The sequence below is a fragment of the Sorangium sp. So ce406 genome (assembly GCF_051474675.1).
In the GTDB taxonomy this organism is placed as follows: domain Bacteria; phylum Myxococcota_A; class Polyangia; order Polyangiales; family Polyangiaceae; genus Sorangium; species Sorangium cellulosum_G.
On record NZ_CP150340.1, the window covers coordinates 12,293,137 to 12,307,701 of the forward strand.

Genomic DNA, 14,565 nt, shown 5'->3' on the forward strand with positions numbered 1-14,565 from the left:
GCGCGGCCGCGGCGCGCGCGGCCGTGGCTCACCGCGCCGCGGGCCTCACCGCTCCACGAGCACGAACCGCGTCTGCCCGCCCCGCCACGCCAGCAGCAGCACCGGCCGGGCGCCGGTCGCGTCGACCTCCTGCTTGAGCTGCTCCGGGCTCGCCACCGGCTTTCGGTTCACCTCGAGGAGGACGTCGCCCGGGCCGAGCCCCGCCCTCGCCGCCGGGCTGCCGGGGCCGAGCCCCACCACGAGCGCGCCCTTCACGTCGTCGGGGATCCCGAACCGCCGCCGCAGGTCGTCCGAGAGCGCGGCGACCTCGACCCCCAGCGCGCCGGTCGACGCCGGCGCCTGCACCGGCTCCTCCGGCTTCGGCTCCGGCAGCTCGTCGAGCGTCGCGGTGAGCTCCACGCTCCGCCCGTCGCGGAGCACGCGCAGCTCGATCTTGTCGCCAGGCTTCGCCTCGGCGATCCGCATCCGCAGGTCGCGGCCGTCGGTCAGGTGCTCGCCGCGCAGGGCGACGACAACGTCGCCGCGCCGGAGCCCCGCCTTCTCGGCGGCGCTCCCCGCGGACACGTCGCTGACGACCGCGCCGCGCGTGTCCGGAGGCATCCCGAGCGCCTCGGCGAGCGCGGGCGTGACGTCCTGGATCGCGACGCCGAGCGCGCCGCGGATCACGCGGCCGTGCTCCAGGATCTGCTCCATCACCGCGCGGGCGAGCTTCGACGGCACGGCGAACCCGATCCCCTGGTTGCCCTGCGCGCCGCGCGCGAGGATGGCCGTGTTGATCCCGATGAGCTCCCCCGCCATGTTGATCAGCGCGCCGCCGGAGTTGCCGGGGTTGATGGCCGCGTCGGTCTGGAGGAAGTCCTCGTAGTCGACGATCCCCATGTTGCCGCGGCCGACCGCGCTGATGATCCCCTGGGTGACGGTCTGGCCGATGCCGAACGGGTTGCCGATCGCGAGCGCGAAGTCGCCCACGCGCACCGCGCCCGAGTCGCCGAACGGGGTGAACGCGAACTCGCCCCCCTCGAGCTTGAGCACCGCGACGTCGGTCCGCGCGTCCACGCCCACGACCTTCGCCTTCATCTCGGGCCTGCCCGGCAGCGCGACGCGGACCTGACTGGCGTCCTGCACCACGTGCGCGTTCGTGATCACGTGGCCTTCGCGCGACACGATCACGCCCGAGCCGACGCTCTGCTCGCGCTGGACGCGCGGGCCCGGCAGCGGCTGCCCGTCGCTCCCGTCGTCCTGCCGCGGCCCGAAGAACTCGCGGAAGAGCGGGTCCGAGAAGAACGGGATGCGCTCCGGCGTCGGCGGCCGCACGAACCGCACCGAGGAGACGTTCACGACAGCGGCGCTCACGCGCGACACGATCGGCGCGAAGCCCGCCTGGAGCGACACCGCGTCCCGCGCGGAGGGCGGCACGTCGAGCGGCCCCGGCGCGGGCGGCGGAGCGGCCTCGGCGATCTGTTCGCCCCCGGAGCGATGCTCCCTCCGGTCCAGGCAACCGAGCGGAAGCGCGGCGATCACGGCGAGAGGGAGAGCCCAGCGTGCGTGCATGCCGGCGCGCCATTCATGTCCCGTGCCCCGGGCGCCGCGTCCGGCCTCGTCCAACAGCACGGATGAGCCGGCCGGCGCCCCGCGGAGCGGCGTCGAGCGGCGCTGTCCGCCCCCCGGCTCCACGTCGCTGCACGGTCGCCGCTCTCCGCCTCTTCTCTCCACGAGACGACAGGAGATCACCGCGCCTCCCACCTCGCCGCCGGGGCGTTCTGTCTCAGGCCCTCCCGGCGGCCCGCAGCGCTGTGGCGCACGCGCGGCCCCGCCCGCACCGGGCGCCGAAGATTGTGTCCCGGAAAGCAAATTCCGTCTGGAGGCGCGACGTTTGTTCGCGATACAGTGCACAGTGACGCCGTTTGCCTGCGAACAGCGCAACGCGCGTCATCGAGGTGGGTCGTGGCTTTGAGAACCTCTTATCTGGCCTTGATGGTGGGATTGCTCCAGGCGGCCGTCGCCTGCGGCGGGGGCGTCGAGACGCCGAGCGGCGGGACCGGCGGCGGGGGCGGGGCGAGCTCCGGCAGCGGCGCGGGCGGACCCGGCTCCGGAGGGGCCGGCGGTGAGCCGGAGTTCACGGTCGGCAGCGGCCCCGGGCTCGGCGGCAGCGGCGCCGGCGAGCCGGACCCGTGCGACGTCGATGAGCCGCCCCCCGAGTGTTACCTGCCTCCGGATCCCGCGTGCGGCGACGGCGCGCGCAACCAGGAGAGCGAGGCCTGCGACGACGGCAACACGCTCCCCGGCGACGGCTGCTCCGGCCTCTGCCAGGTCGAGCCGTACTGGGAGTGCACGACCCCCGGCCAGCCCTGCGCGCTCACCATCGCGTGCGGCGACGGCATCCTCCATCCCGGCGAGTTCTGCGACGACGGCAACAATGCCGATGGCGACGGCTGCAGCGCCGATTGTTACTACGTCGACCCGTCGTACGTGTGCCCGAGGCCGGGAGAGCCGTGCGTCCTGCTCTACGACTGCGGCGACGGCCGCGTGAACGGCTCGGAGGAGTGCGACGACGGCGACGACCCGCCCGCGTCCGGCGACGGCTGCGACGCCGAGTGCAAGCGCGAGCCGGGGTATCAGTGCAGCCGGCCCGGCCAGCCGTGCACCCGGCTGCCGGTCTGCGGCAACGGCCTGAGGGAGACCGGCGAGGGGTGCGACGACGGCAACACGACGAGCGGCGACGGCTGCTCGAGCCTGTGCCGGCAGGAGCCCTATTACTCCTGCCCGACCCCCGGATCGCCGTGCGTGCGGCTGATCGAGTGCGGCGACGGCGAGGTGCAGCCGGGGGAGCTCTGCGACGACGGCAACAGCGCGGACGGCGACGGCTGCAGCGCCGACTGCCGGGTGCGCGACCCGGCGTACGTGTGCCCCGAGCCGGGCGAGCCGTGCATCCTGCTGTACCGGTGCGGCGATGGCCGCGTGAACGGCGCCGAGCAGTGCGACGACGGCGACGATCCGCCGGCGTCCGGCGACGGCTGCACCGCGGACTGCCGGCTCGAGGAGGGCTGGGTCTGCAGGCCCGGCCAGGCCTGCACGCGGCGGACGTTCTGCGGCGACGGCGCGGTGCAGGCCGGCGAGCAGTGCGACGACGGCGGCGGGACGACGCCCGAGGGCGGCGACGGCTGCACCGCGCAGTGCCGGATCGAGCTCGGCTGGACGTGCCCGCGGGCCGGCGGCGCCTGCACGCCGCCCGCGCCGCCCGTCTGCGGCGACGGGGTGATCGGCGGCGACGAGGTGTGCGACGACGGCCAGCGCCCGCCGGCGAGCGGCGACGGCTGCAGCGCCGACTGCCGGACCATCGAGCCGGGGTGGGACTGCTCGCGGGTCGGGTTCCCCTGCAAGACGGTCTGCGGCGACGGGATCAAGCGCGGCGCCGAGCAGTGCGACGACGGCGACACCACCGCGGGCGACGGCTGCGACGCGACCTGCAAGATCGAGCCGGGCCGCGTGTGCAACAACGCCGCGCCCCAGGACTGCCGGGGCTATTCGGTCTGCGGCGACGGCAGGCGCGAGGGGACCGAGGTCTGCGACGACGGCAACGCGAGCTGGAACGACGGCTGCACGCCGGACTGCAAGCGCGAGCCGGCGTGCGTCGGCGGCGCGTGCTCCTCGGCGTGCGGCGACGGCATCCTCCTGCCCGGCGACGCGACGGAGGCGTGCGACGACGGCAACAACGTGAGCGGCGACGGCTGCTCCGCCACGTGCAGGGTCGAGCCGGGCTACGCCTGCTCCGTGGCGCCCAGCACGATGCGGCTGCCGATGGTCATCCGCGACTTCATCGGCTGGTGCCCGACGACGTACAGCCGCGCCTCGAGCAACTCCGCGTGCGACGCCAACCTGTCCGACCGCCTCATCGGCCACTTCGATTTCGAGATCACGCCCACGTCCGGCGGGCAGATCGACGGCACCGTCCGGGCGACGCTCGACGCGGACGGCAAGCCCGTGAACGCGCACGGCGCCGGCTTCTCCACGCCGAGCGCCGACAACGGCTGGACCTCGGGGCAGGACAACTTCCAGTGGTGGTACCGGGACAACCCGGACTTCAACAGGACGCTCGTCACGACCATCAACATGGTCGAGGAGGGCGCCGGCACGTTCGTTTACGAGCGGAACCCGTTCTGGCCGGTGGACCGCGACCCGCCCGGCGCCGACCCCGCGCTCGACAACCTCGTCACCGCCGGGCTGGAGAGGGCGCAGGACGGCGGGCACAACTTCTACTTCACGAGCGAGGTCCGGTACTGGTTCCAGTTCACCCCGGACTCCGTCGCTTCCAACAACCCGGTGCTCACCTTCTACGGTGACGACGACGTCTGGGTGTTCATCAAGAACACGCTGACCGCGGACATCGGCGGCATCCACGGGCAGGCCGAGGAGAGCGTCACCATCCTGGACAACGGCGACGCCCGCGTGAACGCCTGCGACAACGCGGCCTGCACGCGCCACGCCGCGAGGACCGTCGACCTCAACCTCGAGGCGGGCCGGGTCTACGAGATCGTCGTGTTCCAGGCCGAGCGCCACGTGACCGGGTCGAACTACCAGCTCACGCTGGCGGGCTTCACCGCCGGCAGGTCGGTCTGCACGCCGCAGTGCGGGGTCGACCCGCCGGTCGTGACGCCGGGCGAGGAGTGCGACGACGGCCGCGAGAACGGGACGGGCTACGGCGAGTGCAACAACTGCCAGCTCGGTCCCTACTGCGGCGACGGCGTCCGGAACGGCCCCGAGGCGTGCGACAACGGCGTCAACAACAGCACGTACGCGAACGCGTCCGGCGCCTGCGCGCCGGGGTGCGTGGCCCCGCCCCGCTGCGGCGACGGCGCGGTCAACGCCCCGTACGAGGCGTGCGATCTCGGCGCCGGCAACACGGCGACCGGCTACGGCGGCTGCACGACCTCGTGCGAGATCGGGCCGTCGTGCGGCGACGGCGTGGTGAACGGCACCGAGCAGTGCGACGACGGCCGCAACGACGGCCTGTACGGCACGTGCAACCCGAACTGCACGCGCGCCCCGCGGTGCGGCGACGGCCGCGTCGACGCGGAGTGGGGCGAGGCGTGCGACGACCCGGCCGACCTGGGCTGCGTCGGCTGCCAGGTCGGCGCCCACTGCGGCGACTCGGTGGTGCAGGCGAGCTACGGCGAGGAGTGCGACGACGGCCGCAACGACGGCGGCTACGGCGAGTGCGCCCCGATGTGCCTGTACGGGCCGCGCTGCGGCGACGGCGTGGTGCAGCCCGACGAGGAGGCGTGCGATCTCGGCGAGGGCAGCAACACCGGCGCGTACAACGGCTGCGATGAGCGCTGCTCGTACGGGCCGTACTGCGGCGACGGCGTCAGGAACGGCGCCGAGACCTGCGACGACGGCGTGAACGACGGCTTCTACGGGAGCTGCTTCCCGGACTGCACGCCGGCCGCCCGGTGCGGCGACAGCCGCGTCGACGAGGCGTGGGGCGAGCAGTGCGACCCCCCGAACGCGGCGACCGGCTGCAGCGACAACTGCCGCCTCGGCGCCCAGTGCGGCGACGCGGTGGTGCAGGCGAACCTCGGCGAGCAGTGCGACGACGGCGTGAACGACGGCGGCTACGGCGAGTGCGGCCCGAGGTGCCTCTACGGGCCGCGCTGCGGCGACGGCGTGGTCAACGGCCGCGAGCAGTGCGACGACGGCAACAACACCGGCGGCTACGGCAAGTGCGCGCCCGGCTGCGTGTACGGGCCGTACTGCGGCGACGGCGAGCGGCAGAGCGTCTACGAGGAGTGCGACGACGGGAACAACACGAGCGGCGACGGCTGCAGCTCGGCCTGCGAGTACGACAACCAGCCGCGCTAGTCCCCCCGGGGCTCCGCCCCGAACCCCGGCGCCCGTCAGGCGAGCGGTTGAACGGAGGCGCGCGTCGCCCGGCGCGCGCCCCGGCTCACGGCGCCTCCGGCCCCCTCGGCCGCACCGTGGTCTCCCCGAGCGGCTTCTCCAGGAGGGGAGGCCCCGCGACCGGCAGCCAGATCTCGAAGACCGCGCCCCCCTTCTGGGCCTTGCGGTAGCTGATCTCCCCGCCGTGCTCGAACACGATCCGCTGCGCGATCGCGAGCCCGAGCCCCGTCCCCTTCTCCTTGCTGGTCGCGTAGGGCTCGAACAGCCGCGGCACCATCTCCTCCGCCACGCCGGGCCCGTTGTCGCGCACCACGATGCGCACGCGGTCGCTCGGCAGCGGGCCGATCGTCACCGAGACGCGCGGGTCGCGCCGGACGGCGGCCGCCGCGTCGAGCCCGTTCTGGACCAGGTTCGTGAGCACCTGGATGATCTGGTCCCGGTCGGCGGACACCCTCGGGATCGGGTCGGCCACGAGCTCGACGCGCGGCGCCGCCCCGCCGGTCCCACCGGCGGTCGGCTCGCCCGACGCCGGCGCGGCGTGCAGCGTGACCACCCCGCGCGCGATCGCGACCAGATCGACGGGCTCCAGGTTCGGCGGCGGCAGGCGCGCGAACCGGGTGAACTCGGTCACGATGTTCGCGATCCGGTGCACCTCGTCCAGCACCGTCGACGTCGCCTCCTCGAAGTAGTCGTCGAACGCCGGGTCGTCCCGCTGCCGCAGCCGGCGCAGGGTCTCCACCGCCGCCCGGATCGGCGCGAGCGGGTTCTTGATCTCGTGGGCGATCTGGCGCGCCACCTCGCGCCGCGCCGCGATGCGCTCGGTCGCCGCCAGGCGCTTGCGCATCGCCGCGAGCTCGTCGATGGTCGCGTTGAACGCCGCCGCCAGATCCGCGATCTCCCGCCCCCCGCGCCCCTCCACCCGCCGCGGCGCGCCGCTCATCACCTCGCGCGTCTCGCGGGCCAGCGCCACGAGCGGCCGCGACAGGCTGCGCGCCAGCACCACGGCGATCGCGAGGGCGATCGCCAGCACCGTCGCGCCGGTCAGGGCGATCGACCGGTCGAGCCGCCCGAGCGCCTGCCGCAGCGGATCGCGCGACACCGACGCGACCACGTCGAGCCCCGGGATCTCCGGGAAGTGCAGGACGCGCACCACCTCGGCCTCGCCGCTCCGGGGCGCCGGCTGCCCCTCGCGCGCCGCCGTGAGCCGCACGTCGTACGCCTCGCCGATGCGCGCGAGCACCGGGCCGATCCGCCGCGCGCCCACGAGGCCGAGCGTCACCCCGTGGTCCGTCAGCGCGCAGTGCACCTCCAGCGACGGCTCGCCGCCCGCCCTGGCCGGCCGGAGCCGCGGCGCGCCCCCGGGCGCCTTGATCAGCTCCGCGAGCCGCCGGTCGCGGGCCCCGATGCGCGCGCCGTCCTCGGCCCCGAGGACGGCCCCGTTGCCCGCCACGAGCGAGAGCTCGTCGAGCCGCAGTGCCTTGGCCTGGCTCGGGACCTGCCGGCCGATCGCGATGCGGCTCCCCGGATCCATGGCGTCCGGGTCGCCCTTGGCCCGCTCGAGCTCGACGTGGGCCTTGTCCACGAACGTGTCGTGCCGGCAGAGCGGCGGCAGCAGATCGCGCAGGGCGTCGGCCTCCCACGCGAGCTGCTGCCGCACGCCCGCGTGCGCCGCGTCGATCCGGTCGGCGAAGCCGCTCTCGATGACCTCCCGCGACGCCTCGCGGAGGGTCACCCCGACGAACGCCGTCGCGATGATGGCGACGAGCCCGAAGGCGAGCAGGAGGCGAGCGGCGAGGGGCATGGAGGGGTCCGTCTTGGCCGCGCGGCGGCGCGGCGGCGCGGCGGCGCGGCCGCCAGGCCGCCTGGCCGCCTGGACGGCCGGGCGGCCGCCGCGGTCCGCGGCGGCGGTGCGTGACGATACTAGAGGAAACTTCGCCTGTGCCGAGCCCCCCGCGCCGCGGACCTTCTCCGCCTCATCCTCCGTGAATACGCGATCGGGCCGAGCGCGTCCAAGTTCGTCGCGCTCTCCCCAGCCGCCCCTGCGCCTCTGCCCAGGAGCGCGCCGTCGCTGCCGGCTGCCCGCGGCGTTTCTGCCTCGCGCTCTCCTTGCACCGGGGGGCACTCGCCTCTTACGCTCGGTCGTCCTTCGAGGTCGCCGGGCGCGCGCTGGCCAACGCGCGCGTCGCGGGGCCGCGCTGGAACGCACGAAATGAACTCCAAGCAGCTCTCCATCGCTGGAATCCTCCTGTTCGTCGGCCTCGGGTTGAGTTTCGCGTCGAAGTGGCTGGCGGAGTACACGGGCCAGCTCTTCATGCTGTTCGGCGTCTCCGCGATGGGGGCGGTGCTGTACGCGAGCTTCTCGGCCAAGGGCGGCGTCCCCCTCGGGGGCCTGCGCGACGCGCTCCGCGCGGCCGCGCGCGGCAAGCGGCCCAAGCTCCCCGAGGGCGCCCCCGCCGACCTCGCCGAGACCTACGAGCAGATCGCCGAGATCGCCGGCCGCCAGGCCGAGCTCGCGGAGGAGCGCCACGCGCTCGCCGAGGAGCGCGACAAGCTCGCCCGCGAGCGGGACGGCCTGAGCCGCGACCGCGACGGCGTCGAGCGGCAGCGCGACGCCCTGGAGAAGGAGCGGGACAACCTGAGCCGCGAGCGCGACGGGCTCCTGAAGGAGCGCGACACGCTCGAGCGGGACTGCGCGGCGCTCACCCGCAAGGTGAACGATCTCGCGCAGCGGGGGCCCGACATCGACGTCGACGCGCTCGTCGACGCCGTGCTGCGCGCCACCACCGGCGAGCGGGTGCGCGTCCCGCCCGGCGCCCCGGCGGAGCTCTCGCGGCTCTACAGCGAGCTCACCGGCATCGCCGAGCGCATCTCCCAGGCCGAGCTGCGCGACAAGCAGCGCCGGACGGAGCTCGCCCAGGCCACCATGCTCCTCGACGAGCAGCTCCCCAAGCTCAGCGACGGCGTGAGCAGCGTCATGCACGCGAGCGAGCAGGCGATCGTCTACATCCGCGACATGATCACCGCGCTCGCGAACATCGCGCAGTCGGTCGAGTCGCTCGCGTCGAGCGCCGAGGAGTCGAGCTCGAGCATCCTCGAGATGACGGCCACGAACGAGGAGGTCGCCGAGAACGTCGGCGAGCTCGGGTCGAGCGTGCGCGAGACGGTCTCGTCGATCGAGGAGATGGCCTACTCCATCCGCGAGGTCGCGAAGAACGTCGACGCCCTGGCGCTGACGGCCGAGGAGACGAGCTCCTCGATGAACCAGATGGACGTCTCGATCGACCAGGTCCAGTCGAACGCGAACGAGACGGCGCGGCTCTCCGAGGAGGTGGCGACCGACGCCGAGAAGGGCGCCGAGGCCATCCTGAAGACGATCGGTGAGATCTACCGCATCAAGGAGTCGAGCCAGGAGGCCGTGGCGGTCATCTCGAACCTCGGCTTCCGCATCGAGGCGATCGGGCAGATCCTGGCCGTCATCGACGACGTCGCCGAGCAGACGAACCTGCTCGCGCTGAACGCCGCGATCATCGCCGCCCAGGCGGGCGAGCACGGAAAGGGCTTCGCCGTCGTCGCCGACGAGATCAAGGACCTCGCCGAGCGCGCCGGCGGCAGCACGAAGGAGATCGCCGAGCTCATCAAGACGATCCAGTCCGAGTCGAAGAACGCGATCGCCGCCGTCGAGCGCGGCGCCCACAACGTCGACCGCGGCGTCGAGGTGTCGAACGAGGCCGAGCGCGCCCTGAAGAAGATCCTGGAGAGCTCGCAGAAGTCGACGAACATGGTGCGCGCCATCGCCCGCGCCACGGTCGAGCAGGCCAAGGGGTCGAAGCAGGTCACGGACGCGATCGGCCGCATCGCCGAGACGGTGCAGCAGATCGCCGCCGCCACGGCCGAGCAGGCGCGGGGCTCGGAGCTCATCATGAAGAGCGCGGAGAAGATGCGGACGATCACGCAGCACGTGGAGCGGTCGAGCCAGGAGCAGGCGCGCGGCGGGCGCCAGATCACGAGCGCGATCGAGCAGATCTCGAACATGGTGCACAGCCTCAACGCCTCGCACCGCAGCCAGACGCGCGGCGGCGAGCAGCTCGTCGAGGCGGGCAAGCGCATCGAGGAGGCGGCGCGCCAGCAGGACCAGGCGGTGCGGCAGCTCGTCAGCGCCGCCGAGCGGATGCGTCGCACGGCGGCCATTTGACCGAACGCCGCCCTTCCGCGCAGAGGCAGCAACGATGGCGCTGACGATCGTGGTGCTCGCGCCGGCCGAAGCGGGCAAGGAGGACGGCGGCGAGCTCTCCCTGACGCTGGACGCCCCCCGCATCATCATCGGCCGCGCGGACGGCTGCGAGGTCCGCCTCCCCGACACGAGCGTGAGCCACCGCCACGCGTCGATCCGGCAGCGCGGCGCGACCTACCTGCTCCTCGACGAGGGCAGCGACAACGGCACCTACCTCGGCAAGACGCGCATCGCCCCGCGCACGGCGATGCCGCTGCGCAGCGGCGACCGCATCCGCGTCGGCCGCGTCTGGCTCGCGCTCCGCATCGAGCCGGCGGTCCCCAGGGCCGCCCCCGCCGCCGCGGCCAAGGAGCTCGCCCTCGAGCTCGTCGCGCGCGGCCTGGCCGCGCAGGGCGAGGACCCCGCGCCGCGCGTCGTCGTCGTCGACGGCCCGGACCGCGGCCGCGCGCTGCGCATCGAGGAGTCGGGGCGTCCTTACATCCTCGGTCGCGCCAAGGACACCGACCTTGTCCTCGACGACCCGGACATCTCGCGTCGTCATCTGGCCATTACGCGCAGGGGCGATCAATTCTCAGTTCAGGACCTCGGATCCCGCACAGGGGCTTTGCTGGACGGCGCCCCGGTGCCTCAGTTCGATACCATCTGGCGTCCTGGACAGGTGCTCGCGCTCTCCGGTGATCGCCTGATGTGCGAGCACCCGACCGCGGAGGCGCTCGCGGAAATCGAGCGCAGTCCGTGCGAGCCGCTCCGTCCAGACGCGGTGTTCGAGCCTCCTTCGCCCGAGCCCCCGCCGGCGCCTTCCACACCGACGCCTTCGCCCGCTTCCACGAGCACGTTGTCGCCGCTGGCGCGACCTCCGGTGTCGTCGCGTCAGGTCGCCCCGCAGGGCGGCGGGTGGGGGTTCACGGAGGCGCTCATTGCATTGCTCTCGCTCGGTGTGCTGGCTCTCAGCATTGCAGGTCTGATGTGGCTGCTTGGACGCGGTTAGCGTCTTGACGTCGCGCGCGCGCAGAGTTCGAAGAGCGCAGGCCCGGAGGGTGCGCATGCGTGCGATCCGAATGAGAGCTGAAGACGAGATCGAGTACACCGAGGCGGAGCTTCAGGCGGAAGGGATCCGGTGCGAGACGTTCGACCCGGGCGCAGCGGCGCCGGCGGTGCAGCGCTTCCAGGCGGAGCGCGGATGGACGGAGCACGACGATGTGCGTCGCGACCTCAGCAGACCTCGAGACGAGGCCGATAGCGCGAGAGACGCGGATGAGCACTGCCACCTCGGCGACGAGGTGCGGTTCTTCCTCGAGGGGCAGGGACTCTATGACATCCGCTGCCTGAACGACGAGTGGCTGCGCATCTGGGTCGGCGCGGGCGATCTCGTGGTCGTGCCGGCGAAGCGCTATCACCGCTTCGTGGCGAGCAAGTCGAGCGCGCTCCGCTACGTGCAGCCGTACGGCGGTCGCCACCTGCTCATGCAGCTCTACCGCGTGTCCGACGACCGGACCCGCGCGTTCTGACTCGAGGCCCCCCATGGATCGTCCTTACCGTCTCGTCACGTCCGCGACCCGGATCCCTGTCCCGGGCGGCAAGCTGATCGAGGAGCTCTTCGGCCGCGTGAACACCGGCACGGACGGGTTCAGCCTCGCGCACATGGTGGCCCCGCCCGGGTGGAGCGAGCCGGCGCAGACGCCCTCGTTCGGCGAGCTGACGCTGATGATCCGCGGCCGCATGCGGATCGAGATCGCGGGCGAGACGGTCGACCTCTCTGCCGGTCAGGCCCTCTGGACGGAGCCCGAGCAGCGCGTCCGCTACAGCAATCCGTTCGACGAGGAGAGCGAGTACTTCGCCCTCTGCATACCGGCGTTCGCGCCGGATCTCGCGCGGCGCGACGCCGGGTGAGCAGCGCGCCGCGCGGCGCGAGCGAGCGCGGGGGCGCGGCGCAGATCGTGGATCCGCGGCGCGCGTCGAGCGCGTACTATGTCCCATGCTCTTCGATCCCGCGGAGTTCCGGAAGGTGCTGGGCCAGTTCGCCACCGGGGTCACGCTCGTGACCACGGTGCAGGACGGCGCGCCGCTGGCGATGACGGTGAACTCGTTCAGCGCCGTCTCGCTCGATCCGCCGCTCGTGCTGTTCTGCGCGGACAAGCGGTCGCGCACGAGCGCGGCGATCGAGGCGTCGGGCGTCTTCGCGGTGAACGTCCTGCGGGATCAGCAGCGGGACATCTCGGACCTGTTCGCCGGCAAGGGGACGGACCTCGATCGGCAGGCGGTCCTCACCGAGGCGCATGTGGCCGAGTCCGGCAGCCCGATCCTCAAGGACGTGCTGGCCTTCATCGATTGCAAGGTCGAGCACGCGTACGACGGGGGCGATCACGTCATCTATGTCGGCCGCGTGCTCGCGTCGGGCCGGGGCGAGGCGGGCGCGCCGCTCCTGTATTACCGGGGCACGTACCAGGCGCTCGACGACGCCTGGCGCTGGCGCGACCGCTATGCCGCGAAGGAGCAGGCGACCCCGTTTCACGAGCTGGTCGATTTCTTCGATCGCATGCAGGCGGAGGGCCCTTATGCGACGCTCATCGACGAGCTCGTCACCTTGGTCGATCCGGGCGTGGAGGACCGCTGCCTCGATCTCGGCTGCGGCACGGGCCGGCTGACGCGCGAGATGGGGCGCCGGTGCCACGAGGCGGTCGGGATCGACGCGGCGGCGGCGATGGTGGAGCGCGCCGCGCAGCGGGCGAAGGCGCTCGGCCTGGACAACGTGACGTTCCGGGAGGCGCTCGCGACGCGGCTCCCGTTCCCGGACGCGTCGTTCGACGTGGTGACCTCGTCGAACCTGCTGCTGCACGTGCCCGAGCCGGGCGCGGTGCTGGCCGAGGCGGCGCGCGTGCTCCGTCCGGGCGGCCGCCTGGCGATCCTCGAGCCGGCGCCCGTGATGAACCGCATCGCCATGGCCGGCTACCTGCGCGGCCACCGGTACAACCCGCCCACGGCCCACGCGATGCTCGCCTGGGCCGACGCGGCGGAGGTCACCTACCGCCACACCGAGGACCGGCTCACCGCCGATATGGGCGGCGCGGGCTTCCAGGTCGACCGCCGCGAGCGCCGGATGAACGGCCTCGCGCTGCTCTGGGTCGCCCACAGGCCGTGAGCCCCTGCCGGGCGGCGGCACACGGCCCCTGCCGGGCTGCGGCACACGGCCGCTCACGCCGCGCTCACGCCGCCTGCCGCAGCCCCGCCTCCTCGACCAGCCGGGGTACCCAGTCCTCCGCGCCGATGGAGCGCATGTGGATGCCCGACAGCCCCGGGACGTCGCGGAGCCCCCGGATGAGCTCCAGCGTGATCCGGTAGCTCTCCCCCTCGGCGTCGCCGCTCTGGCGGACCCGCTCGATCAGATGATCGGGCACCACGAGCCCCGGCACCTTCTGCAGGAAGCTCAGCCGATCCACGCCCGCGAACGGGAAGATCGCCGCGATGAAGTGCGCGCGCTCGTGGAGCCCGCGCTCGACCACGGCCGCCATCCAGCGGCGCATCGACGCGAGCTCGAACACCGCCTGCACCTGGATGAAGCTCGCGCCCGCGTCGATCTTCGCGCTGAGCCGGTCCATGGCCCCGGCGATCGCCTGCTCGGCGCACGGGAAATCGATGGTGCCGACATGGAAGTAGGGCGCCGGCGACATCACGTCTCCGTTGAACAGCTTCCCCTCGCGCGTCATCCGGCGGGTCAGCTCGATCGCCCTCATGCTGTCGACGTCGCTCACCTCCTTCGCGTCGGGGTCCGAGCCGATCGCGCACGGATAGCCCCCCAGCACGATGATGTTCGACAGCCCGAGCGCCGCCATCCCGAGCAGGTCGCCCTGGAGGGCGATCTTGTTCTTGTGGCGGAGCGAGAACTGGAGCACCGGCTCGAGCCCCTCCTGCTTCACGAGGTGGCCGACTGCCATGTTGGCGCAGCGCGCCTGGGAGAGCAGGTGATCGTTGATCTGCACCACGTCGACGTGGTCCGCCATGTTTCGGGCGTGTTTCAGCAGCTTTTCAAGATCGTGATGACGCGGGGGCGTCAGCTCGGCGGACACGAGGAACCGGCGCTCACTCAGGAGGCGCTCCATCTTCGATTTCGTCACCATGTGCTGCTCCTTCCATCACTCGCCATCACTCGACGAACCTGACGACCCGGACCTTGACCCCGCTCTGGCCGCGGAACCGCGCCGCCGCGCTCGCGATGCGCGCCGCCTCTGCCCGCGCCAGGCTGCAGGGGAACCCGTATTTCTTGAGGACCCGCTCGCTCGCGATGTCGAGCGCCTTCCGGCACCGCGACACGAAGTCGTCGATGTCGTAGCTCTCGCCGACCTCGATGTGGTCCTTCACGACGAGCGACGGGGAGTAACAGACCTGCTGCTCGCCGCTCGGCCACTCGACCACGAAGCGCATCTCCGGCATGGGTCTCT

Annotated in this window: 10 protein-coding genes; 6 read left to right on the forward strand and 4 right to left on the reverse strand. The window is 72.9% G+C overall.

The window, feature by feature from the left end; genetic code table 11:
• Positions 1 to 45: 45 nt before the first annotated feature.
• The gene (locus WME96_RS46190; RefSeq protein ID WP_437287917.1) at positions 46 to 1,521 is read right to left on the reverse strand and encodes a Do family serine endopeptidase; all 1,476 of its coding nucleotides are present in this window, start codon (positions 1,519 to 1,521) and stop codon (positions 46 to 48) included.
• Positions 1,522 to 1,974: 453 nt separating this feature from the next.
• Here WME96_RS46190 and WME96_RS46195 point away from each other — a divergent pair, with 453 nt between their 5' ends.
• Positions 1,975 to 5,859, forward strand: coding sequence for a DUF4215 domain-containing protein (locus tag WME96_RS46195; RefSeq protein ID WP_437287918.1), 3,885 nt, complete (start codon positions 1,975 to 1,977; stop codon positions 5,857 to 5,859).
• Positions 5,860 to 5,944: 85 nt separating this feature from the next.
• Here WME96_RS46195 and WME96_RS46200 read toward each other — a convergent pair whose 3' ends face one another.
• On the reverse strand, positions 5,945 to 7,699 hold the full coding sequence (locus tag WME96_RS46200) for a sensor histidine kinase (protein WP_437287919.1): 1,755 nt from the start codon (positions 7,697 to 7,699) through the stop codon (positions 5,945 to 5,947).
• 408 nt (positions 7,700 to 8,107) lie between these two features.
• On the opposite strand from WME96_RS46200, the gene WME96_RS46205 reads away from it, so the two are divergent.
• The 5 genes from WME96_RS46205 to WME96_RS46225 all read left to right on the forward strand — a co-directional run bounded on the left by WME96_RS46205 (position 8,108) and on the right by WME96_RS46225 (position 13,268).
• Positions 8,108 to 10,090 (forward strand): methyl-accepting chemotaxis protein, encoded by a 1,983-nt coding sequence (locus tag WME96_RS46205; protein ID WP_437287920.1) that lies wholly within the window; start codon positions 8,108 to 8,110, stop codon positions 10,088 to 10,090.
• A 34-nt stretch (positions 10,091 to 10,124) separates the two neighbouring features.
• On the forward strand, positions 10,125 to 11,117 hold the full coding sequence (locus WME96_RS46210) for an FHA domain-containing protein (protein ID WP_437287921.1): 993 nt from the start codon (positions 10,125 to 10,127) through the stop codon (positions 11,115 to 11,117).
• A gap of 70 nt (positions 11,118 to 11,187) precedes the next feature.
• Positions 11,188 to 11,637, forward strand: a complete 450-nt coding sequence (locus tag WME96_RS46215; RefSeq protein WP_437287922.1) for a 1,2-dihydroxy-3-keto-5-methylthiopentene dioxygenase — start codon at positions 11,188 to 11,190, stop codon at positions 11,635 to 11,637.
• Positions 11,638 to 11,650: 13 nt separating this feature from the next.
• Entirely contained in the window at positions 11,651 to 12,019 is a 369-nt protein-coding gene (locus WME96_RS46220) for a cupin domain-containing protein (protein WP_437287923.1), read from the forward strand.
• A gap of 85 nt (positions 12,020 to 12,104) precedes the next feature.
• The gene (locus tag WME96_RS46225) at positions 12,105 to 13,268 is read left to right on the forward strand and encodes a flavin reductase (RefSeq protein WP_437287924.1); all 1,164 of its coding nucleotides are present in this window, start codon (positions 12,105 to 12,107) and stop codon (positions 13,266 to 13,268) included.
• A gap of 64 nt (positions 13,269 to 13,332) precedes the next feature.
• On the opposite strand, the gene WME96_RS46230 is transcribed toward WME96_RS46225, so the two are convergent.
• Positions 13,333 to 14,244 carry a methylenetetrahydrofolate reductase gene (locus WME96_RS46230; RefSeq protein WP_437287925.1) on the reverse strand — a complete coding sequence of 304 codons (912 nt, stop codon included), beginning with the start codon at positions 14,242 to 14,244 and terminating at the stop codon, positions 13,333 to 13,335.
• A gap of 25 nt (positions 14,245 to 14,269) precedes the next feature.
• Entirely contained in the window at positions 14,270 to 14,557 is a 288-nt protein-coding gene (locus tag WME96_RS46235) for an MSMEG_0570 family nitrogen starvation response protein (protein WP_061615634.1), read from the reverse strand.
• Positions 14,558 to 14,565 lie beyond the last annotated feature (8 nt).

Coding starts and splice junctions, on each gene's coding strand:
- WME96_RS46200 (WP_437287919.1), bottom strand. CDS start 7,699: ATGCCCCTCGCCGCTCGCCTCCTGCTCGCCTTCGGGCTCGTCGCCATC.
- WME96_RS46220 (WP_437287923.1), top strand. CDS start 11,651: ATGGATCGTCCTTACCGTCTCGTCACGTCCGCGACCCGGATCCCTGTC.
- WME96_RS46225 (WP_437287924.1), top strand. CDS start 12,105: ATGCTCTTCGATCCCGCGGAGTTCCGGAAGGTGCTGGGCCAGTTCGCC.
- WME96_RS46230 (WP_437287925.1), bottom strand. CDS start 14,244: ATGGTGACGAAATCGAAGATGGAGCGCCTCCTGAGTGAGCGCCGGTTC.
- WME96_RS46195 (WP_437287918.1), top strand. CDS start 1,975: ATGGTGGGATTGCTCCAGGCGGCCGTCGCCTGCGGCGGGGGCGTCGAG.
- WME96_RS46215 (WP_437287922.1), top strand. CDS start 11,188: ATGAGAGCTGAAGACGAGATCGAGTACACCGAGGCGGAGCTTCAGGCG.
- WME96_RS46210 (WP_437287921.1), top strand. CDS start 10,125: ATGGCGCTGACGATCGTGGTGCTCGCGCCGGCCGAAGCGGGCAAGGAG.
- WME96_RS46205 (WP_437287920.1), top strand. CDS start 8,108: ATGAACTCCAAGCAGCTCTCCATCGCTGGAATCCTCCTGTTCGTCGGC.
- WME96_RS46235 (WP_061615634.1), bottom strand. CDS start 14,557: ATGCCGGAGATGCGCTTCGTGGTCGAGTGGCCGAGCGGCGAGCAGCAG.